19 protein-coding genes are annotated in these 21,364 nt (G+C 50.7%); all 19 read right to left on the reverse strand.

Going from position 1 to position 21,364, the window contains the following annotated elements; genetic code table 11:
• Window positions 1–44: 44 nt before the first annotated feature.
• The 19 genes from wcaM to wzb all read right to left on the reverse strand — a co-directional run bounded on the left by wcaM (window position 45) and on the right by wzb (window position 21,359).
• Window positions 45–1,433 (reverse strand): colanic acid biosynthesis protein WcaM, encoded by a 1,389-nt coding sequence (gene wcaM / locus LG384_RS14650; protein WP_225761135.1) that lies wholly within the window; start codon window positions 1,431–1,433, stop codon window positions 45–47.
• A gap of 11 nt (window positions 1,434–1,444) precedes the next feature.
• Window positions 1,445–2,665 carry a colanic acid biosynthesis glycosyltransferase WcaL gene (wcaL, locus tag LG384_RS14655; protein WP_048221107.1) on the reverse strand — a complete coding sequence of 407 codons (1,221 nt, stop codon included), beginning with the start codon at window positions 2,663–2,665 and terminating at the stop codon, window positions 1,445–1,447.
• Window positions 2,662–3,942 (reverse strand): colanic acid biosynthesis pyruvyl transferase WcaK, encoded by a 1,281-nt coding sequence (wcaK, locus tag LG384_RS14660; RefSeq protein ID WP_225761136.1) that lies wholly within the window; start codon window positions 3,940–3,942, stop codon window positions 2,662–2,664. Before wcaK ends, wcaL begins: the two co-directional genes overlap by 4 nt.
• A gap of 23 nt (window positions 3,943–3,965) precedes the next feature.
• The gene (gene wzxC / locus LG384_RS14665) at window positions 3,966–5,444 is read right to left on the reverse strand and encodes a colanic acid undecaprenyl disphosphate flippase WzxC (protein ID WP_225761137.1); all 1,479 of its coding nucleotides are present in this window, start codon (window positions 5,442–5,444) and stop codon (window positions 3,966–3,968) included.
• A gap of 1 nt (window position 5,445) precedes the next feature.
• Window positions 5,446–6,840 (reverse strand): undecaprenyl-phosphate glucose phosphotransferase, encoded by a 1,395-nt coding sequence (gene wcaJ, locus LG384_RS14670; protein ID WP_225761138.1) that lies wholly within the window; start codon window positions 6,838–6,840, stop codon window positions 5,446–5,448.
• A 39-nt stretch (window positions 6,841–6,879) separates the two neighbouring features.
• Window positions 6,880–8,250: a colanic acid biosynthesis phosphomannomutase CpsG gene (gene cpsG / locus LG384_RS14675; protein WP_045444688.1), complete on the reverse strand. Its 1,371-nt coding sequence runs from the start codon at window positions 8,248–8,250 to the stop codon at window positions 6,880–6,882.
• A 112-nt stretch (window positions 8,251–8,362) separates the two neighbouring features.
• Window positions 8,363–9,799 (reverse strand): mannose-1-phosphate guanyltransferase, encoded by a 1,437-nt coding sequence (cpsB, locus tag LG384_RS14680; RefSeq protein ID WP_225761139.1) that lies wholly within the window; start codon window positions 9,797–9,799, stop codon window positions 8,363–8,365.
• Window positions 9,800–9,802: 3 nt separating this feature from the next.
• Window positions 9,803–11,026, reverse strand: coding sequence for a colanic acid biosynthesis fucosyltransferase WcaI (gene wcaI, locus LG384_RS14685; protein WP_225761140.1), 1,224 nt, complete (start codon window positions 11,024–11,026; stop codon window positions 9,803–9,805).
• On the reverse strand, window positions 11,023–11,502 hold the full coding sequence (locus LG384_RS14690; protein WP_045444694.1) for a GDP-mannose mannosyl hydrolase: 480 nt from the start codon (window positions 11,500–11,502) through the stop codon (window positions 11,023–11,025). The genes wcaI and LG384_RS14690 overlap by 4 nt, the downstream gene beginning before the upstream one ends.
• Window positions 11,503–11,504: 2 nt before the next feature.
• Window positions 11,505–12,470, reverse strand: a complete 966-nt coding sequence (locus LG384_RS14695; RefSeq protein ID WP_048221100.1) for a GDP-L-fucose synthase — start codon at window positions 12,468–12,470, stop codon at window positions 11,505–11,507.
• A 2-nt stretch (window positions 12,471–12,472) separates the two neighbouring features.
• Window positions 12,473–13,594: a GDP-mannose 4,6-dehydratase gene (gene gmd / locus LG384_RS14700; protein WP_045444698.1), complete on the reverse strand. Its 1,122-nt coding sequence runs from the start codon at window positions 13,592–13,594 to the stop codon at window positions 12,473–12,475.
• Between the two features lie 24 nt (window positions 13,595–13,618).
• Window positions 13,619–14,173: a colanic acid biosynthesis acetyltransferase WcaF gene (wcaF, locus tag LG384_RS14705; protein WP_225761141.1), complete on the reverse strand. Its 555-nt coding sequence runs from the start codon at window positions 14,171–14,173 to the stop codon at window positions 13,619–13,621.
• A 9-nt stretch (window positions 14,174–14,182) separates the two neighbouring features.
• Entirely contained in the window at window positions 14,183–14,929 is a 747-nt protein-coding gene (gene wcaE, locus LG384_RS14710) for a colanic acid biosynthesis glycosyltransferase WcaE (protein ID WP_225761142.1), read from the reverse strand.
• A gap of 5 nt (window positions 14,930–14,934) precedes the next feature.
• Window positions 14,935–16,152 (reverse strand): colanic acid polymerase WcaD, encoded by a 1,218-nt coding sequence (wcaD, locus tag LG384_RS14715; protein WP_045444705.1) that lies wholly within the window; start codon window positions 16,150–16,152, stop codon window positions 14,935–14,937.
• Window positions 16,127–17,344 carry a colanic acid biosynthesis glycosyltransferase WcaC gene (wcaC, locus tag LG384_RS14720; protein ID WP_225761143.1) on the reverse strand — a complete coding sequence of 406 codons (1,218 nt, stop codon included), beginning with the start codon at window positions 17,342–17,344 and terminating at the stop codon, window positions 16,127–16,129. Before wcaC ends, wcaD begins: the two co-directional genes overlap by 26 nt.
• Window positions 17,341–17,829, reverse strand: coding sequence for a colanic acid biosynthesis acetyltransferase WcaB (wcaB, locus tag LG384_RS14725; protein WP_045444710.1), 489 nt, complete (start codon window positions 17,827–17,829; stop codon window positions 17,341–17,343). The genes wcaC and wcaB overlap by 4 nt, the downstream gene beginning before the upstream one ends.
• 2 nt (window positions 17,830–17,831) lie before the next feature.
• The gene (gene wcaA, locus LG384_RS14730; protein WP_225761144.1) at window positions 17,832–18,674 is read right to left on the reverse strand and encodes a colanic acid biosynthesis glycosyltransferase WcaA; all 843 of its coding nucleotides are present in this window, start codon (window positions 18,672–18,674) and stop codon (window positions 17,832–17,834) included.
• Window positions 18,675–18,750: 76 nt separating this feature from the next.
• Window positions 18,751–20,913 carry a tyrosine-protein kinase Wzc gene (gene wzc / locus LG384_RS14735; RefSeq protein ID WP_225761145.1) on the reverse strand — a complete coding sequence of 721 codons (2,163 nt, stop codon included), beginning with the start codon at window positions 20,911–20,913 and terminating at the stop codon, window positions 18,751–18,753.
• A complete protein-coding gene (gene wzb / locus LG384_RS14740; RefSeq protein WP_225761146.1) occupies window positions 20,910–21,359 on the reverse strand; it encodes a low molecular weight protein-tyrosine-phosphatase Wzb in 450 nt (149 codons plus the stop codon). The genes wzc and wzb overlap by 4 nt, the downstream gene beginning before the upstream one ends.
• Window positions 21,360–21,364 lie beyond the last annotated feature (5 nt).

Genomic DNA, 21,364 nt, shown 5'->3' on the forward strand with positions numbered 1-21,364 from the left:
TTAATCTCAAGCTGGTATCATTTTAGGCAGAAAAGCTCGTAAAATTACCGCTCCGGTAGCGTAAAATTCACTGTATCCACATTCACCACCTGATGATTCACACTGTCGATATCGGCCGAACTCTGCCCGGTCTCATTTACCGCATTGACATTAGCCAGTGACAGCAATGTATTCTCTTTGGCCATAAACTTCCCGCGAATGTCCTTACGCAGATCGAAGTGCATTTTTAGCGCGGGACCCACTGTGGATTGCTGCATTACCTTGATATTACGTAAAAACAGATGCTGCGGTTTGTTATGTAGCTCAAGCGTTCCACGTTTCATATCGACATTGGTGATGGATACGAAAGAGGTAGCATTACCTGAGGAAATCTGGATGCCGCGTAATTTATAATCAAAACTAGTGTTATCCAGTTGAATATTATTTAATTTAAAGTTTTGAGGTATCGATAAATATCGCCCTTTGACTACGCCGTAACCAATCAGTATTCCCGCGCTATTCCTCATCTTTATATTATCTATCACAAAATTATCACACCCATAAATAGCAATCGTTGCATTATCAATACCCGCTTTCTTACTGAAATCCGGAGTGATATTCCGCGCATTGACATTACGAATGATAAAGTGCTTACCGTTCTCCACATGGATTAACTGGCGGCAGTCGCTACCGGTGATATTCGCAACCACAAAGTTTTTCACTGCCTGGTCGTCCGGGTAGGTATTGTCATAGGTACTTCCCGCCAGCCCTATACCGATGCCCCAGTTAACATTGCCATTGGTACAGTTGATGCGCTCTATAACATGGTCGGAGATAAGAATATCGCGATCGTTTATTGCCACATTCCACTCAATGGCATCGCCCTGCAAATCACTAAAGCGACTATTAGTGATTTGCACACCATCCAGTTGGTTATGAAATCCCTGGCGCAGGATCCCGTAATTAGCATGGGTGATGGTAATATCATCGATGGTAAGGTTGCGCATCACCCGCTTTTTTTTACCGCCGATATATATCTGCGTCACCGGACCAAAACCGCTCATCATGATTCCTTTAATCAGGCAGTCCGATCCACGCACATCGAGGGTAATATTATGCAGGCTCCCGCCTTTCTCCCCTACTACCTTGCAACCATCCTGCAGAACAAATCGACCACGCCCATTACTGCTTATGTGACCTTGCAGAAGTAATGTTTTACCTTGCGGAATGAAAATCCCGGTATTCATGTTTCCACATACCAACCCGACAGGTACAACGACCGTTTGTGCCTCTGAAAATGCCTGTCGGAACGAAGCTACCCAATCCTTTGGATCGTAGTCCTGAATGTCAACGCTGCGCCCGGTTTCAAGCGAGCGTCCAACCGGTGAATGGAGTACGACAAGCGCGGAGCCTGCCGCCAGAAAGGTACGTCGGGAAAGTTTTTTCTCTGGCATACAACCTCGAATCACAGCGTTTGCAACAGGCTGGATAACTGCGTATTGATGACTGACTGATTGAATTCAGATTCAATTTTCTCACGTGCACGCAGCACAATTGGCTTTAGCTCTCCGCTGTCGATATGAGTCAATGCTGCCAGTCGTTCTGCCAGCGCCTGCGCATCGTTTTCGGGAACCAGCCAGCCTGTCTTACCGGACTCAACCAGTTCAGGGATACCACTGTGAACGGTAGAAACGACCGGGATCCCCACAGCCATCGCTTCCATCAGTGCCACCGGGATCCCCTCCATATCACCATCCGTCCCTGTGATTGAGGGCAGCAGAAATACGTCCGCTCGCTCGAGCATCTCTTTCACCTGATGACTGGGCATAAAACCCGACATTTCAATCACATCATCCAGTTGATATTGCTCAATCAGCGTACGCAGACGACGCTCCCAGGGGCCAATGCCCAGGATCCGATAACGAAATGCCATGCCCTGCTCTTTCAACTGACGACAGGCTTCGATGGCGACGTGCAGCCCTTTTTTCTCGGTTAATCGTGCGACAGAGAGAATTTCCAGCGGAGCAGCAGGTGCTTTCACTTCACGAGGAGTAAACCGTGTCATATCTATCCCCATGCGTGATACAGCGATTTTTTCTGGCGGGCATCCCATCTTTTGTAAACGCCCGGCCCAAAGATTACTGATCGGCAACATTAAATCTCCGCGCTGAAACAGCTTTTGATATTCCGGGGTATAACGGGCAAGCACCTCCCGATGTGAAATATCAATGCCGTGAAATACCGTCGCTATTTTGCCGCTAATTACACCAAGCTCACGTAGTTTCGCCGCCGTCACACCTGCCGGTCCAAAGTGAGCAATAAACACATCGGCATGCAATGCCTTTGGCGTTAACCCGCATATGGCGGCCAAAATCAGGTTGCGCGCCTCATCACCGTAGCGCGAAATATTGAGTGCCTTCCAGGAAACCATGCGGGTAATCCCTTGTAACGCAGCAGTAATCCGGTATTGCAACTTCCTCAGTTTGTCGTTCGGTTCATCAAGCAGCCAGCGCGTTTTTTCTGCCAGCTGATAGGCATCGTATGAGGCATGCGTATTTTCAAGATCGCCCTTATGCAAGGCGACAATTTCCACTTCATAACCCATATCAATAAACGCAGTGATCTGATTAAGCACAAAAGTTTCTGATGAAAGCGGGAATTTGAGCAGGAAAAAACCAACCTTCATTTTTGCTCCTCAATACGCGCCAATACCGACTGCACCATACGCATACCTTGTGCGCGCTCACGCTGCACGGCTTCGCTCAGCCGCGTTTTAAGCGCCGGTAACTGCCCGAGCACATCCGCAACCTGCGTTTGTAGACTGCCATCCAGCAGATGACCAACATCAATCGCCATCTCCGGCAGCCCCAGCTGTTGCATAATCCCCGCTGATTTATGCTCGTAATTGATAGCAATCGCCGGAGTGTCAAAGTTCATTGAGATGATGGCGGAATGCAGACGCGTGCCCACCGTTAAATCACATGCCCCGAGAATTTTCCCCATCTCGAGGTCGTTAAGTTCGTCCATAACCACGTGATAACGGGCTGGATCGTTGACGTACTGACGCAGATTCAGCGCCACCATGCGGTCATCTTTGTTGTAACTGTCGATGCCAGTACAGGTTGATAGCGCCATCACCTGATAGCCTTCGTCGAGGATCCGGTTCACCACCCCGGCAAACGCTTGCTCATAGGCCTGCTGCGTGGTCCCTAGCCGCTTATCAAACGGAGCCAGTTCACGCAGCGTGATGGCGACGGTTTTTTGCTGTGCCGCCGTGTGTAGCCAGTGCCGAACGACATAGCTGGGTTCAAAGTCATCCTGATGATTATCAACGAGCCAGGCTGTATCCACGCCGGACTCAACTTTCGCCGTGGTTATTTCACTGCGTTTCATCAGTTCCAGGCTGACTGATTCACGTAAAATCAGCGCATTGCAGTGCCCAAAAACGTAATTCGCCAGTTGATTAAACTGTTCATCCTGGAATGGCCCCACACTGTGACCAATCATGTACAGCGGTTTTTTCGCCATAAACGCGCACAGGGCATGTTCAAACTGCGGCACGCCGTACAGATCGACAAAAAACGATCCGCCCACCTGGATGATGGCGTCATAGCGCGAAAGCAGACGGACAAAGTCGGTAAATCCCTGAGCAATCGCGATATTACGCAGATTGCCAGAATCAGTGACGCGAGAAAGCAGTACCTGATGCTGATAGCGACGGCGCAGTATTTTCTTCACCCGCCCCACCACACCCGCAGCATTGTTGTGCTGCTTCATTTGTGAATACAACGGATCGCCCATCACCGGGCGGTTCAGTAACCAGGAGGAACTCACCGGGTAGCGGCTCATCACATCTACTTCAGTCTCTGGCTGTAGCGTATTAATGGCATCCAACAAACCGCGCAGAATAGCGCTATCGCCACGATTTCCGCAGGTGTGGTTGCCCAGAATTAGTAATTTCATAATGACCTCTTAAAACGATTTTCTTACCCTGCGCGTAGCAGTGTTTTCATTTTTTCACTGCGGCAGAACTGGCGCTTAACCTCCACCACCAGCGGATGACGCGAAAGTAAAATCATCACGGTAAACGCCAGCGCCCCTGCCGCTATTTGTAAGGCCAGCAGCATGCTTAACGGCAACTGACCTTGCAGCGTAATTCCAGTCAGGTAACTCACAACCAGTGTCGGTAAGGAGAGATAGAACGGTAACCACAGACTGAGCATGTACTGCCGGTAGCTCGGCCCCAGTACCGGTTTGATCATCACGAAATAGCTAAGGATGGTGTTAATGATCTGTACCAGCAAAAACCCCAGCGTGACGCCAAGCGCACCAGCAATATTCCCGCCAACCAGAATGGCAGGGATAAACAAAAAGGTTTTGAATACATTGAATTTGAAGCTGATATCGACGCGGGCTTTTGCCATCAGCAAAGAACCTATCGGATTACCGACTGAACGCAGCAGACCCACAATGCACAGCAGTTGCAGTACCGGAACGATACTGTTCCACTTCTCACCAAACACCAGCGGCACCGCGTTGTTCGACACCACCATTAATCCCAGCAGCGCCGGGAAATTGATAATCCCCACGACCGACAGCAGCTTGTAAAAATTCACCCGTAGCTTTTCCGTGTCGTCCTGAATTTTGGCAAACGCCGGAAACAGCACTCGGGTAATAATTGGATTCAGTTTTATTGGCGGCACAACCGCCACATTCCAGGCAAGGTTGAACCCTCCCGCAACGCCAGCCCCCAGAGTTCTGGCCAGCACCAGGGTGGAAAGATTGGTATTAACGTAATTGATGATGCTGTCTGCAGTCAGCCACGCGCCAAAACGCAGGTTTGCCGACACGTTAGCGAGGGAAAAATGCAGTCCGGGGCGATAAATTTTGCGACCCAAATAGCCGAACAGCAGCGTTCGCAGCACACAGTTCACCAGATAGCCCAGAATAGCCGTCATCGCTAACGGCCAAACGTGGGCGCTGACCACGGTAAAGGTAAAACCGGTCAGCACCGAACTGGTTTCGATGATGCCAATTTTGTTGAATTCCAGCTCTTTTTGCATCAGGGCGCGGAACTGTTGGCCATGCGGTATTACCACAAACGCCAGCGACAGCGCTTTTATCAGCGGCGCCAGATCGGGGGTGTTCAGTACACTGGCAATCGTATCACTGAGCAGAAACATCGCTACGCAAACAACAATACCCAGCCCAACGTTTATCCAGTACAGGGTGGTGAGTTCAACATAACCGATCTCTTTGCGCTGAATAATAGAATTGGCGATACCAAAATCTGACAGCGTATCTGCCAGCGCGATAATCACCAGCGACACGGTTAACAGCCCGAACTGATGGCTATCAATAATGCGCGCCAGTACAGTCATCTGGATCAGGCCAAGGCCAATGATGATCACCGTGGCAATTGCTGACCACTTTGCGCCGTTGAGGGTTTTTTCTCGTAAGCTCATATTAATACGCCGCTTTATTCACAAAGCCTTTAAACACCGTCAGAAAAACAATCTTGATATCGAACCACACGCTCCATTCACGAATGTACTCAAGGTCAAACTCAACGCGTTTTTCCATTTTTTCCAGCGTATCGGTTTCACCACGCCAGCCATTGATTTGCGCCCAACCGGTAATGCCGGGTTTCACCTTATGGCGCAGCATGTAACCTTCAATCAACTGACGATACTGTTCGTTATGCGCCACCGCATGCGGACGTGGACCGACAATAGACATCCCCCCCGTCAGCACATTAATAAACTGCGGCAGTTCATCAAGCGAAGTGCGGCGCAGGAAGTTGCCTATGCGGGTCACACGCGGATCGTTCTGGGTCGCCTGAGTCACCACCGCATCGTTTTCCATTACCTTCATGGAGCGAAATTTCCAGACTTTGATCGGTTTGCCGTCTATGCCGTAACGCGTCTGGCGAAAAATGACTGGTCCCTTTGAGGTCAGCTTCACCATCAGCGCAATGGCGCATAACACCGGAGAAATAAGCAACAGAATTAACGACGCCAGCACGATATCTTCCGCGCGTTTCAGCAGACGGTTAATGCCTGACAGCGGCGTGTCATACAAGGGGACAACCGGCACACCGTTCATCTCTTCAATCCGCGAGTGCAGGATATTGAAAGTAAAGACATCGGGAATAAGGATCACCGAACAGGTGGTATCAGCCAGGTCGCGCACCAGTTTTTTTACGCGTGCCCCTTCGTTCATCGACATTGCGATATAGACGTTATGAATGCGTGAAGCTTTGGCGTCATCCACCAGTTGTTGCAGATTTCCGGCCCAGTCACGAGAGTTTCTTCCAGGCTCTGGGTCATGATAGACGCCAGCCACCTCAAAACCGAGCCACGGTTCATGGCGAAAACTATCCAGCAGCATCTGCCCTGCGGGGAGATCGCCTGCAACTGCTACCCGTCGAGTGTTATAACCGCGGTTTCGCAACCATCCCGCACCGAAGCGAATAAAAGCACGACACAGCACCAGGCCGATGCTTGAAAGCAAATACCACGCCAGCCACAGGGCCAGTCGGTTATCAAAATCGTTATTAAAGGCAATCAATCCCGCACTAAAAATCAGACTCAGCGTCCAGTTTTGCAGCAGTAACACCAGCTCAGTGGATATTTTGACGCCGCGCCAGGAGCGGTAAAAATCCGTTATTCCGCCCAGCATCTGAAAAACCACCAGCGTGATTAACGCCACCAGCAGGTGCATGTACAGGAAAGGCAAACCGGCCAATTCGCAGACCATCCACAGTCCGCCAAACATGATGGTGATATCCGAAAAGCGTTGCACCATCGAGATTAACGACGCATTGGTTTTGGTTCGTTCGCGCTTTTTTAGATGTGTCATCGTGGTTCCTGTTAGTCAACCCGTCCGGAAGAACCGGCATTACTGATTCAGCAACGCCAGAAGAGTGCGTGTTCGCGCTTCCATCAACGGAATATCTCCGCGCGATTCCACATTAAGGCGCACCACGGGTTCGGTATTGGAGGAACGTAAATTGAAGCGCCAGTCGGCAAATGACATGCTGATACCATCGGTTCTGTCCACCGTCAGCGCCTCACCTGAAAAATGTTGTTCCACACGATTGATAGCCACTGCCGGCTCCGCCAGCGTGCTGTTAATTTCGCCACTCGCCGGGTACGCCGCCATCCGGTCACGTACCAGTTCGCCCAGCGACTGTCTTTTCAGACACAGCAATTCCGCTACCAGCAACCACGGGATCATCCCACTATCGCAGTAAGCAAAATCGCGGAAATAGTGATGGGCGCTCATCTCACCGCCGTAAACCGCATCTTCATGACGCATACGCTCTTTGATAAAAGCGTGGCCGGTTTTCGACATCACCGGCGTGCCTCCCGCAGTGTTCACCACATCCACCGTGTTCCAGGACAAACGCGGGTCATGGATAATTTTGGCCCCTGGATGTTTCTCCAGAAATGCCTGTGCCAGCAGGCCAACGATGTAGTAACCCTCGATAAACTGGCCCTTCTCATCGAACAGGAAGCAACGGTCAAAATCCCCGTCAAAAGCAATCCCCATATCCGCACCGTGTTCAATCACCGCATTCCGGGTATCTTCACGACATTCCGGTAACAGTGGGTTGGGAATACCATTAGGGAAGGAGCCATCAGGGGTATTGTGAATTTTGATGAATTCAACCGGCACGCCCAGCGTCTTAAACCGGGCTTCAATGGCATCCACCACCGGACCTGCCGCACCGTTACCAGAATTAAGCACCAGCTTTATCGGTTGCAGATTGTTGACGTTGATATAACTCAGCAGATGGTCAATGTAAGCGTCACGCAGATTAATAGTCTTGTAACTACCGCGTGTTGTCGGGTTGACGGGCGGAAAATCGTTAGACTGTGCCAGGCGCTGCACGTCTCGCAGGCCGGTATCGCCACTGATGGGTCTCGCGCCTTCACGTACCAGCTTCATCCCATTGTAATCCATCGGGTTATGGCTGGCGGTGACTTCGATACCACCGTCAACACCAAGGTGAAACGTCGCGAAGTAAATCTCTTCAGTGCCTGACATACCAAGATCCAGTACGTCCACCCCCGCGTCCTGCAGCCCTTTCGCCAGCGCCAGCTTAAGCGCTTCGCTACTCAGACGCACATCGCCGCCCAGTACCACCGTTTTCGGTTGCAGGAATTCACCACAGGCGCGGCCAATACGCCATGCAATGTCTTCATTCAGCTCGTCGCCTAGCTTGCCGCGAATATCGTAGGCTTTGAAACAGGTTAATTTCGTCATGATTACCCCTTTTTCAGGCAACAGTTAGCCCTGACCGGAATATGGCCAAAACAGGTTGTTGTCATTATTTGCCCGATAACGCTGTGCTTACCGGGCCTGCAGATTTGTAGCGTTAAACCCGTCCGTAGCGGTCCTCAAAGCGCACCACATCGTCCTCTTCGAGATAGGATCCCGAGCGCACTTCAATCAGGTCTAGCGGAATTTTTCCGGGGTTCTCCAGGCAATGAGTCGCCCCCAGAGGAATATAGACCGACTCATTTTCGCCAAGCAGTTTGATGTCGTCATTGACTGTCACCTTAGCTGTACCGGCCACCACCACCCAATGTTCGGCGCGGTGATGATGCATCTGCACAGACAACCCCTCACCCGGTTTAACGGTAATACGCTTCACCTGGTAGCGTTCTCCGGCATCAATAGAGTCATACTTGCCCCACGGACGGTACACTTCACGGTGAATATGGTGTTCATGGCGTCCGTCAGCTTTAATCTGTTCAACCACCTTTTTCACATCCTGTACCGCGTTGCGATCGGCAATCAACACCGCATCTTTGGTCTGTACCACCACCAGATCCTTCACACCAACAGTCGTCACCAGGCCTGACTCCGCGTAGACATAGCTGTTTTCAGTTTTGTGGCTAATCACGTCGCCGTGATGCACATTACCTTCGGCGGTATGGGCGCTGATTTCCCACAGCGATGACCACGAACCCACATCACTCCAGCCCGCGTTCATCGGCATCACTACTGCGTCAGCCGTATGCTCCATCACCGCATAGTCCACCGACTCTTCCGGGCAGGCGAGAAAGGCCTCTTCATCAACGCGAACGAAATCAAGATCGGGATCGGCCATGCTCATGGCATTCTCACAGGCGTCGAAAATATCGGGACGGTACTTTCTCAGTTCTTCGAGGTAGCGACCGGCACGGAACAAAAACATACCGCTGTTCCAGTAGTAATCGCCGCTTGCCACATAACCCCGCGCGGTTTCAAGATTGGGTTTCTCAACAAACTGCGCAACGTCAAAAGCGACAGCATCGGTATTGGTGGGGGAAACATCGCCACGCCGAATATAACCGTAGCCAGTTTCAGCCTGATCCGGCACGATGCCAAATGTCACCAGTTTACCCGCATCGGCATACGGCATGGCATTGCGAACCGCTTCGCGAAAAGCCTCTTCGTTGGTAATCACATGATCAGCTGCCAGCACCAACAGTAGCGGATCCCTCTGCAGGGTGTGACGTTTTGCCGCAAGCGCAGCCAGCGCAATCGCTGGGGCTGTATTGCGCCCTGCGGGTTCAAGGATAATGTTCTCGGTCAGCTTATTAAGTTGTCGTAACTGTTCCGCCACGATGAAACGGTGTTGTTCATTGCAGATAACGACCGGGCTTTCGCACTCTACGCCGTTCAGACGACAAATTGTGGTCTGCAACATGGTGAGATCGCCTTTCAGGCACAAGAACTGTTTTGGATACAGTACACGGGACAACGGCCACAACCGACTACCAGAGCCACCGGCCATAACGACCGGAAAGAGTTTGGATTGACTCATGATTTATCCCCGTATATCTGCAATAAATTGGGTGAGCACATTTTCTTTATCCAGCGTGCTTTCGGCATAATTTCGCGCCACCGTGTTTACTTTTGGCATCATCAACGCCTGTTCAATACCACTGACCAATGCACTCACCGACTCCGGCTCCACGCGAACCGCAATCCCCGGATAGCTTTCACAGAGCTGACCGAGTTCGGTTTCAGGCTCGGCGGTGATCACTGCATTGCCGCCAACAGCGAGTATATTGGTCAGTTTTGAAGGCAAAACGGCATCCGCCGCACCACGTTTTTGCACGACTAAATGGCAATCGCCCATCTTCAGTAACGCAGGTAGCGCGTCATAAGACTGCAAGGGGAAAAATTTCACGTTGTGCAGACCGAGTTCACTGACCATCTTCTCCAGCCGCGCTTTTCCACCACCCTGCCCGACGATCACAAACAACCATGGTTGATTGCTAAGTTGAACTGCCGCATCAATCACGCTTTCCAGTCCCTGTTTTTCTCCAACATTGCCTGAGTAGAGAATGATTTTTTGATCTTCAGGCAAACCAAGGTACTGACGTAGTGCCTGAGCATCGGCTGTGGACACCTCACGAAAACGCGCCACTTCCGACCAGTTAGGAAAGAAAATAACCTTCTGCGGCGCGACGCCTTTTCCCTCAGCTTTGTTCATCATGGAACGAGAGATTGTCGAAACATGGTCCACACTGTGCAGGCCACTGCGCTCAAAAGCGCTGGCCAGTTTCGCCACTGCGCTGCTTTTGCTTTTCCCGACCATCCCGAGCCCTAACATAGCGTCAACTTCATAGTCCTGGATGTGCAGCAGCGTCCGCGCCCCGGAAAGCCAGGCCAGCAACCGCATGCCAGGCGTACAAAACAGCGTTGGCACTACACCAATAATGCGATCCGGTTTCCAGCGACGCTGGGCCATTAGCGGGAAAAAACTACTCAGAGCGAAACTGCCTAAATGCAGCAGTCGCTTAAGCGTTGATGGCTGTTCAGGCACGTACAGCGGACAACGCCAGACAATGGCATCACCCTCCTCACGACGGTAGCGCCAGCAGGAATAGCGACCGTTTACTTTCCACTGTGGATAATAAGGAGGCGCGGTGATCACCCGAACGTCATGCCCTTTGCGCGCCATCCACTCCACCATCTCACCGGTGTACTTGCCGATGCCAGTTAGCTCGGGAGAATAGTTAATGCCATACACCAGGATCTTCATATTCCCGCCACTCCGGGCTGACGCTCCGGCATAAAGTACGCCAGGCTATTATCGTGCACGTTCTCACACTCCAACAGTGCCTCAGGTGTTAGCCAGCGATACGCCTCATGCTGGGCATCAGGCAATTGCAGTTCATTTTGCTGCACCCGCAGACGAAAACCGAGCACGATGTAGTGGGTCGAGAAATCCTCACCGGAAAAGTTATCGTCATAAAAGTGCTGCCAGACCCCATAAAACTTGCCTGCGGATATCGATAAACGCAGCCCCAGTTCGGCTTCGGTCAGGCGTTCGAAGGCCATGTGAAGCGGCTCATCTTTTTGCACCCGCCCCCCCGGTACAAACCAGTATCCCTGAGCCGGGCGATTGATGCGCTGACCAAACAGGTACTCGCCACGCGCGTTTTCCACAATCAAATCAATAGCCACCAACGGGGCAGAGCGCACGACGGTGGCAAAATCTTCATGGCGTAAAAACATAATTACCCCCGATACCGCTGCTGATTCTCAAGGAACCACTGCCAGGTGCTGGCAAGTCCGGCCTCCAGCGACACTTCGTGATACCAGCCAAGCTGGTGTAGTCGCGTGACATCGAGCAACTTCCGTGGTGTACCATCCGGTTTCGAGGCATCAAACACCACGCGCCCTTTGTAGCCCACTACCTTCGCGATAGTCTGCGCCAGTTCGCGAATAGTGCAGTCAACACCTGTACCTACGTTGATATGCGACAACATCGGCTGGGTGTGCTCTCGCCAGACTTCGCGAGCCAGCTCCATCACATGAATACTGGCCGCGGCCATATCATCCACATGCAGGAACTCGCGCATCGGCGTCCCGCTCCCCCACACCACAACGTCCGCCGCATTTTGATTACAGGCATCATGAAAGCGGCGCAGCAACGCCGGGATCACATGCGAATTGCTCGGATGAAAATTGTCGTGCGGCCCGTATAGATTGGTGGGCATTACCGAACGATAGTCGCGGTCATATTGACGGTTGTATGACTCGCACAACTTGATCCCGGCAATTTTTGCAATCGCATACGGTTCATTAGTGGGTTCAAGCGCCCCCTGCAATAGTTCACTTTCGTGCATCGGCTGTCTGGCCATCTTCGGGTAAATGCATGATGAGCCGAGGAAGAGCAGCTTATTCACGTTATGCTGATGAGCCGCATGAATAACATTGCTCTCAATCATCATATTTTCATAAATAAAATCAGCAGGATAAGTATTATTTGCCACAATACCACCCACTTTTGCCGCTGCCAGATACACCTGGTCAATACGTTCGGTCGCGAAGAAGTGACGCACCGCATTCCCGTCCAGCAGATTAAGCTCATCACGGGTACGCAGCACCAACTCAACGTTATCGCGCTGCGCCAGTTGCCTCACGATGGCAGACCCCACCATCCCGCGATGGCCCGCCACAAAAATACGTTGTTTCATCATCCTCAGTACTCCAGCGCGATGGCGACCTCATACCCATGGGATTTCAGCAGAGAATGTCGCTTCGCCGCCTCCAGATCGTTGGCAACCATTTCAGAGACCATCTGGCGCAGCGTAATTTCCGGTTTCCAGCCCAGTTTTTCGTGAGCCCTGGCCGGATCGCCCAGCAGAGTTTCTACCTCAGCCGGACGGAAATAACGCGGATCGACAGCAATCATCACATCGCCCGGTTTAACACCTGGGGCATCATGGCCGGTCACGGAAACGACAATCCCTTTTTCGTTCACGCCCTGACCTTCAAAGCGCAATTTAATGCCCAACTGTGCCGCCGCCATTTCCACAAACTGACGTACGGAATACTGCACACCAGTGGCAATAACAAAATCTTCTGGTGTTTCCTGTTGCAGCATCATCCACTGCATCCTGACGTAATCTTTGGCATGTCCCCAGTCGCGCAGGGAATCCATATTGCCGAGATACAGACACGACTCCAGCCCCTGGGCGATATTGGCAATCGCGCGGGTAATTTTCCGCGTGACAAAGGTTTCCCCCCGGCGCGGGGATTCGTGGTTAAACAGAATGCCGTTACAGGCGAACATGCCGTAGGATTCACGGTAGTTGACGGTGATCCAGTAGGCATACAGTTTGGCAACTGCATACGGCGATCGCGGATAAAACGGCGTGGTCTCTTTCTGCGGAATTTCCTGTACCAGGCCATACAATTCAGAGGTGGATGCCTGATAAAAACGGGTTTTCTTTTCGAGACCGAGGAAGCGGATCGCCTCCAGCAGGCGCAGCGTGCCAATCGCATCGACGTCAGCGGTATATTCCGGTGATTCAAATGACACCGCTACGTGGCTCATCGCCCCCAAGTTATAAACTTCATCCGGTTGAACTTCCTGTAAAATCCGGGTCAGGTTGGAGGTATCCGTCAGATCGCCATAGTGCAGATGGAATTTGGGATTACCCGAATGCGGATCCTGGTAAATATGGTCCACGCGTTCGGTGTTAAACGATGATGCACGGCGTTTAATACCATGCACTTCATAACCTTTTTCCAGCAAAAGCTCTGCCAGATAGGAACCATCCTGCCCGGTTACGCCAGTAATGAGAGCGACTTTTGACATGTTTTCACCTCTTAAATGATCCCCTCAGGGAGTAACTTTTTCGACGCGTTTGCGCGTAACAACTGCGGGATTACCCCGACAAACGGTATTTGCCGGCAGCGATTTAAAAACGCTGCTTCGTGCACCCACTACGGTGCCATCGCCAATCGTCACACCAGGAGCAACAAAAACATCCGTCGCCAGCCAGCATTTCTCACCAACAACAATCGGCGTGGCGGTAATATCAAAATATTGACTGGTGCAATCATGACTCCCGGTGCATAAATAACTTTTCTGTGAAATAACCGCGTGCGCACCAATCGTAATATTACCCAGCGTATATAAAACCGTGTCATCACCTACCCAGGCATAATCTCCCAGGGTTAATTTCCACGGATAAGTAATTTTTACTGAAGGTCTGATTACTACGTTTTTTCCTATTTTCGCGCCAAACATTCGTAATAAAAATGCGCGCCAGCGATACATCACCTGTGGTGACAGCCGAAATAATGTCGCCTGTACTGCCCACCATAATTGCACTTTAATGGCGCCGCCACCGCGAAAACCTTTCGGTACTGAGAAGCCATTTAAATTCTGCATAGTGTGCCCCTACGTTTTACCATATAAGGTTTTTGTCTTACCGGTTGTTCGCAGGCGTAAATACCAGGAAAGCTCAGCCCAAAAACCTGGCATCCGTAATATCTGTCGCTGCACTTTTTTTGCATCCCGGCATAATACCAGATTATTCGTAGTAGACACACCGCCCATAGAGAACTCTGACACCAGTCCGGTGATTTTTTTAAAAGAAAATCCGCACTTATATAATTTGGCAGCCAATGCATAATCTGAGGATATTTTATATTGCAAGTCATAACGCCAGACATTCAATCCGCTAACCGGAAAAAAAATCGCCTGATGGCTGGCCGGTAAGCTGTGATAGATATACCAGCCTGGTTTAGCCCGGCGTTTAATTTTATTACCATCACCGAAATCCAGTAACGCATCACCGATAACCATCGCGTTATCACTTTGCGCTTTCAGCTGACGAACAAACTTTGCGGCATCTGCATGTAGAACATCCCCGGAGTTAAGGAACAAAGCGAACCGCCCGCGCGCCAGCGCAATACCTTTATTCATCGCATCATAAATACCGTTATCCGGCTCGCTGACAAAGCGTAACCTGTGCTCTCCGTTAAGATCCTCAAGATACGCTGACGTACCGTCAGTGGAGCCACCATCAACGACAATCCACTCAAAGCTGATATCTCCCGCCTGCGCCAGGTGAGACAGTGACGCGTGAGTTTTGATAACCCCTTCCAAATTGCGAAAGGCGACGGTGATAATACTGAGCAGCATGTAAATTACCTCGCGATATTCAACGCCTTGCGCAAAATAAACGGACACACAATTAAAAAAGCGTATTCCGGACTAAATACTGAACCGGTGAAAAACAACGACAATGGCGTAAAAAGATAAAGCTGCACCCGATAATTCTGATTATCGCCAAACGCATTCAGCATCATTTTCATGACTGTCCCCATATACCAGAGGGCTAATATCACGGCAAACCATGAAAAATAGATAATCAACAAATACAAACCATTGTCTATCGTTTTACCTACATCCGCACCGTTAAAAATTCCGAATGACGCAACATACTCATAAAGTGAGCCGAATCTGACTACGCCATCAATATTCAGCAGAGAATAACCAACCATTACCAATGGGCCGACGATACGATAATACGATGACGAACCTTCTGTACCTAAATCTCCCAGACGCGTCGAGATGTATGGAAATGCAAATACCACTCCAATCAGAAACACGCTTAGTGAGATAATCGCCAACGGTAACTTCTTTTTTATCGCATCTTTATTCAAATACTGGAACACCCACTCCAGTAAATAAAACAAGATAAATGTCATCACCCCCGAAAACGATCCTGATAATATTACCCCTAACAGAATCATAGCATCGGACTTAGGCGTTTTGATACCAAACTGTTTGATACTGAGCCAAATTGAGATTAAGGCCAGAGCGAAAAATGCCGGTTCGAAATAGAGTGCGGTAGTACGTTTGCCACCAAACTTAATAAAGTTCAGAACATAACTATTGCTGTAAATAAGATATTTCGAAATAACTTCCATTACGCTACTGCTACCGCTCAGAATAATCTGTGTCATTTCAATCGCAGCAAGCCCCACCACCAGCCCTACTACCAGCCAAAAGGAACGTAAAATTTTCCGATAGTTATGCGGCGAAATCGTTTTGAACCGAATACTCCACACCATACCAATGATGATCACGGTATACACAAAAAGCATCGCGGAGGTGACATATTTGCTTGCATCCAGCGACTGACCGAACAGATAGTTAAATGCTGTCAGTCCTCCACCGACACCGAGCGCAATCAGCAACTTTTTGATATTGATGCGTTCAATAAACAGCAACAACAGAACCGGTAAAAAAGTGACGATCGTGACGGGAAAACTTTCTCCCAGTTGTGCAAGTTTGACATTAACCAGCAGATACAGCAGCGGTAACATCAGGTAGCTACAGATTCTGATAGAACGAGACATATTCCTCCAGCATCTGTTGCCCGCTGTATGCAGCCCGACTACGCTGGCTAAACGTCGCAAGCGAAGTAGCGAATACAGCCTGAGCTATTTCTGACTTATTCAGTTGTACCAGTCGCAGGACATCAGCGTCGCTGAACGTTTTTCCTCCCGATTTAGCCAGCACTTCCTGCGCTGCCTCGCTATGCGTGGCGATCACCGGCACACCGATAGATAGCGCTTCGCATAAAATCAACGGATAGTTATCAACCCGGGAACTGAATACCAGCCCATCCATTTGATTAAGAGCACTCATTAAGTTGCCCTTATCGGTTTCAAATCCGTGATTGGTTACGTTCACCCCGGTAAACGGCGAAAACTTACCGAAGGTATGTAGCTCTATCTTGTCGCCCAGCGCGACCATCTGGCGCACCAGTTGCTGGTTCGTTTTACCGTCATAGCGCAAGTCGTGAGCCACTACTGCAATTTTCGGCCTGCTGTGATGTTCCATTGCCTGTGGCAGGTCAGAGAGAATGGCTTCCGTTGCAATATCAATCCCGTTATTAATAATGCGACAGCGTCCTGCGCCGTACAGGTGGTTAAACGCATCGGCTACATGCTGACTGGGAGAGATGAACTGGCAGCCTAACGCCAGCATGGCGCGAAACATCTGTCGTTTGCCGGGCAGTTGTTGGTGCGCCTTATCGACTTTTACTGGGGGATAGTTGGTCAGCGTTGGGCATTTCTGACAGTCAGTTTTCCAGCCCTCACAGCCGTCGGTAAAGGCACAGCGACCGGTGACACTCCAGTGATCATGTAGTGTCCAGACGAAGGTGATATCGGGTTTATGCAACTTCACCTTTTGGCAAAACGCCACTACCTCTTCCAGATTCAGCCAGTAGCTGTGCAGCACATGAAAATGCAGCACCAGTGGACCAGATGTACGGGTAACTGTGCGGTACAAATTATCGAGATTGCCAAACAGGTCGCGGTTAGCCAGACGAAACAGCGCAATATTCGCCGCCGACGTCAGGCGTGGCGTGTGCTTAATCACGTGTGGATAGTTGTCGTGGCTGATACTTCTCTTGCCGCCTTTGCCATAACCATACACAAAACGCGACGACAACCCTTTATCCAGCGCGCGCAGGTGCAGATCCAAAGCTACCCCTGCTGCCCCTCCTTCTGCGAGTCGGACATTAAACTGTAATATATTCATTTCGTTGCTTTAACCCGTGCTTTTTCACCCACCACCAGCGCGTCGTCAGGAACGTCATCAAGTACAACGCTGCCTGCGCCAATCGTCACGTTATGACCAATGGTGATAGCGCCAAGCAGAATGACATTAGCCCCCAGCTCAACACCGTTACCAATCACCGGGCAGGCCATATCTTTTGCACCAACATTACCGATGGTAACGCCATGGCGAAGGGTAAAATCGTCACCTGCCACTACATGTTTGTTGATAACTACCCCATAGCCATGATGGATGGTAAAACGACGACCGATAGTTGCTGCTGCCTGAATTTCATAGCCAAATACACATTCAGTGATAAGGCGATACATCACCAATATCGGTGCTGCCCACAAGTTGTTCAGCACGTTTTTTTTACGCCACACGGAGCAAAAATGAGCAATCCGATACGCCCCTACCATGCAGCAGGGACGCAGGCTCCAGCCGTTCGCACGTAAATCTTCCAGCATATTTAACGTCCTCTCAGCCCGGCGGCCAGACGCTTGCTGTTACGCACTGAAAGTAACGTCAACAACGTGCGCCAGTTCATTCGTTTGTTACGGATCTGATAGAGAGTAAACAGCTGATATTTTTTGCTGGCCCGGTCAAATTTGCCTTTGTGCTTGCGGTAGAACTGGAAGTAACCGGAGAATTTTCGTGGTGATGATGTAATACGCATCTCGCCGTGATTAACATGCAGAATTTGCGTTGCCTCTTGTACCTTCCATGGCTCGCCATACGCCACCACCATACGCAGGAAAATGTCGTAATCCTGTGCGGCTTTCAACGTTGTATCGAACAGGCACGCTTTAAAGCGCCAGGCCCAGGTAAAGACCTGATTACCAATAATGTTGCGCTTATAGAATTTACGTCGCGAGTACACGGACTTTGGGTAGAGCGGCAGACTGGCTGGCTGCGAATAGACCTCGCCTTCGCAGACATAGTCATCGGCATAGAGAAACGCACGAGTCACCAGTTGATGGCGATATTTGAGGAAGACGCTCAAACGGTTTGGCGTCCACTCGTCGTCGTCATCAATCCCCGTAATGTATTGCCCGCTGGCCTGCATAATGGCCTGATTGCGTACCGCGCATGCCCCGGAGTTAATGGCATTATGAATATAGGTAACACGTGGATCGTTCAGCTCATCGACAAACTGCTGCAACTGCTCCCAGGACGAAGAACAATCATCCACAATGATCATCTCCCAGTGAGGATAGTCCTGGCGCAGCACCGATTTAATTGCCCGGATAGCCAGTTGCTGACGGTTCCAGGTCGGCATATAAATTGAAATTAGCGGGTTGTCTGTTGTCATTCTCATTCCCCAGATCGAGATACGTTTGTCGGCCAGATAAAGCGCGTTTATGCCACCTACCGGCACCGTTCATTAATTACTTCGAATCCGACATGTACTCATATTCGTAGTAGCCGTAATCCTGGTATCCACTGGCGCGACGGAAGATAGAGTTGAGGATCACCCCTTTCACCTGAATGCCGTTTTGTTCAAAGCGGCTCAGGCTGGTTTCGACTTCTTTCAGGGTGTTGACGGCATAACGGGCGACCATCAGCGTAGTGCCGGCATGACGTCCCACAATCGCCGCATCGGTCACTGCCAGTATTGGCGGGGTATCGATGAGCACCAGATCATAGTTCGAGCTTGCCCAGGCCATCAGTTCGCCAAAGCGTTCACTCATCAAAAGTTCTGAAGGATTCGGTGGAACCTGTCCGCGCGGGACCAGATCAAAATTCGCGATTGAGGTTGGTTTTGCACAGGACGAGAGGTCACCCTTACCAATGAGGAGATCGGACAGACCATTGACGTTATTGGTCCCGAGCAGTTCGTGCGTATAGCCTTTGCGCATATCGCAGTCGATCAGCAGAACGCGTTTGTGGGTCTGACTAATGACCGCCGCCAGGTTGGCGCAGACAAACGTTTTCCCAATTGACGGGCTGACCCCGGTAAGCATCAGCACATTGTTGCGCGCCTGCATCATGGCAAAATGCAGGCTGGTACGCAGGCTGCGTACTGCTTCTATCGCCAGGTCGGTCGGATTCCCCACCGCCAACAGCTGACTTTGTTTGTAACGCTTAACACCTTTAATGGTTTTGACGCTATCACGTGCTTTTTGCCACTCAGAAAGAGGAATACTGGCATATACACTGATACCGTTCTCTTCCAACACCTGAGGATTCTCGATCCCACGATTAAACAGAGAACGCAGCAGAACGCCAACAACTGAAAGCATCAGGCCAAGGATAATGCTACCGAGAATTATCAGCGCAGTTTTCGGTTTCAGTACGCCAGGCTGAGCAATGGCGGGGTCAACAATACGAACATCACCTACCGTACTGGCTTCGGTTATCTTCAGCTCCTGCTGTTTGTTCAGTAACTGCATATAAACCTGCTGACCAGACTCAACATCGCGGGTCAGGCGGACAATTTCCTGCTGCGTTTTCGGCATTGCGGTCACGCGCCCGTTCAGTTTGCTTTTCTCATCTTCCAGCGCCTGGCGTTTTTCCAGCAGCGTGCGATACGCCGGGTGCGCTTTGGTGAACAGTTTGGAAATTTCAGCTTCTTTGAACGTCAGTTCATTCAGCTGAGCATCAATATTCACCATCGAATCCAGTACCGCTTTCGCCTCCAGCGGAAGATCTACTGAGTCCTTATCCTGGCGAAACGCATTCAGTTTATTTTCCGCAACATCCAGGTGGTTACGCACCTCGGGCAGTTGCTTTGCCAGAAACGCCAGGCTTTTGGCCGCCTCTTCAGATTTACGCGCCACGTTTTGTTCCAGGTAGTTACGGGTAATACTGTCGAGGATCTGGCGGATCTGCTCCCGGTCTTCACCGGTAAATGTCAGGCTCAATACGCCGGTGTCTTTCCCGGTTTCAGTGACGCTCAGGTTATTTTGCAGGGTATTGATCATCCCAAGCGTGGAAAATTTACTGATGGTGAATTCGCTGTCGGGACTGGCATGAATTGCCTGGACCTGCATCGTAACCCCATCGTGGTTTAACAACTTTCCGACCTGCCCCCGGGCGCTAAAACCCCCGTCGCTCGTCAGTTGGTAACTTTTGGCATTCAGCACGGTCAGCGTAAAGATCTGTTCATTCATCGGCTTTGGAAAAGTGAATGTCGTCACTTTGACCGTTTCGTTCTGGCGGCCCATGAGTCGCTCCCAGCCCGCGCCGAAAAAGGGAAACGTATTTTTGGTGACGGCGATATCCAAATCGAGATCGTCCACCGTTTTACCCAATACCAGTCGCGACTGGATAAGCTGGATTTCGGCTTCAGAAGCCGGGGGCTTGTTCGATAACGCTGAACCAATATCCTGAACCAGCGAGTTACCGGTATTTTGCTCAATTTGCACCAGAGCATCAGCACTGTAGATAGGGGTGGCAAACAAGGTGTAGATCGCAGCACACAGCGCAAAAGCAGTGGTTATGCCAAGCACCCACCAACGCGCTTCTATAACCGTCCCCACCAGGCGACCGATATCGATTTCATCGTTGCCTGTTACCGGCGTGGCAGACTGTTTTATTTTTTCCGTCATTGTTTATCCTGCTCCGCGTTCAGCGCCTTAGCCCATTGGCGGGCAGACCGTTCAAGTAATGCGTATACCGAGTCAAATGCTTCGTGGCTTTTGCGATAGGGATCGGGGATTTCACGCTCACCGTCCCAGTGACCAAAAAGCATCACTTTGCCCCGCATCTCCGGCACCATTTCACACAGTGCTGTAATGTGGCGCTTTTCCATGGTCAGGATCAGGTCATACTCCCGACACATTCGCCCCGAAATTTGACGCGCGCTATGATTTGCAAGAGACAGGTCGTGTGTCAGAGCCACGCTAATGGCTTTGGGATCCGCACCTTTGCCGACCAACGCGCCCAGGCCCGCGGAAGAGACCGTCAACGCCGGATGAAATTGCCTTAACAAACGTTCTGCCGTTGGGGAGCGGCAAATGTTCCCCACGCAAACGACTAATATCTTGTTAAACATGGCGA

Origin of the sequence: Citrobacter sp. Marseille-Q3906, from assembly GCF_916618775.1 — a bacterium.
Classification (GTDB): domain Bacteria; phylum Pseudomonadota; class Gammaproteobacteria; order Enterobacterales; family Enterobacteriaceae; genus Citrobacter; species Citrobacter murliniae.

Excerpts from the sequence above, each read along its gene's own strand:
- wcaM (WP_225761135.1), bottom strand. The coding sequence starts at position 1,433 with ATGCCAGAGAAAAAACTTTCCCGACGTACCTTTCTGGCGGCAGGCTCC.
- wcaL (WP_048221107.1), bottom strand. The coding sequence starts at position 2,665 with ATGAAGGTTGGTTTTTTCCTGCTCAAATTCCCGCTTTCATCAGAAACT.
- wcaK (WP_225761136.1), bottom strand. The coding sequence starts at position 3,942 with ATGAAATTACTAATTCTGGGCAACCACACCTGCGGAAATCGTGGCGAT.
- wzxC (WP_225761137.1), bottom strand. The coding sequence starts at position 5,444 with ATGAGCTTACGAGAAAAAACCCTCAACGGCGCAAAGTGGTCAGCAATT.
- wcaJ (WP_225761138.1), bottom strand. The coding sequence starts at position 6,840 with ATGACACATCTAAAAAAGCGCGAACGAACCAAAACCAATGCGTCGTTA.
- cpsG (WP_045444688.1), bottom strand. The coding sequence starts at position 8,250 with ATGACGAAATTAACCTGTTTCAAAGCCTACGATATTCGCGGCAAGCTA.
- cpsB (WP_225761139.1), bottom strand. The coding sequence starts at position 9,799 with ATGAGTCAATCCAAACTCTTTCCGGTCGTTATGGCCGGTGGCTCTGGT.
- wcaI (WP_225761140.1), bottom strand. The coding sequence starts at position 11,026 with ATGAAGATCCTGGTGTATGGCATTAACTATTCTCCCGAGCTAACTGGC.
- LG384_RS14690 (WP_045444694.1), bottom strand. The coding sequence starts at position 11,502 with ATGTTTTTACGCCATGAAGATTTTGCCACCGTCGTGCGCTCTGCCCCG.
- LG384_RS14695 (WP_048221100.1), bottom strand. The coding sequence starts at position 12,470 with ATGATGAAACAACGTATTTTTGTGGCGGGCCATCGCGGGATGGTGGGG.
- gmd (WP_045444698.1), bottom strand. The coding sequence starts at position 13,594 with ATGTCAAAAGTCGCTCTCATTACTGGCGTAACCGGGCAGGATGGTTCC.
- wcaF (WP_225761141.1), bottom strand. The coding sequence starts at position 14,173 with ATGCAGAATTTAAATGGCTTCTCAGTACCGAAAGGTTTTCGCGGTGGC.
- wcaE (WP_225761142.1), bottom strand. The coding sequence starts at position 14,929 with ATGCTGCTCAGTATTATCACCGTCGCCTTTCGCAATTTGGAAGGGGTT.
- wcaD (WP_045444705.1), bottom strand. The coding sequence starts at position 16,152 with ATGTCTCGTTCTATCAGAATCTGTAGCTACCTGATGTTACCGCTGCTG.
- wcaC (WP_225761143.1), bottom strand. The coding sequence starts at position 17,344 with ATGAATATATTACAGTTTAATGTCCGACTCGCAGAAGGAGGGGCAGCA.
- wcaB (WP_045444710.1), bottom strand. The coding sequence starts at position 17,829 with ATGCTGGAAGATTTACGTGCGAACGGCTGGAGCCTGCGTCCCTGCTGC.
- wcaA (WP_225761144.1), bottom strand. The coding sequence starts at position 18,674 with ATGACAACAGACAACCCGCTAATTTCAATTTATATGCCGACCTGGAAC.
- wzc (WP_225761145.1), bottom strand. The coding sequence starts at position 20,913 with ATGACGGAAAAAATAAAACAGTCTGCCACGCCGGTAACAGGCAACGAT.
- wzb (WP_225761146.1), bottom strand. The coding sequence starts at position 21,359 with ATGTTTAACAAGATATTAGTCGTTTGCGTGGGGAACATTTGCCGCTCC.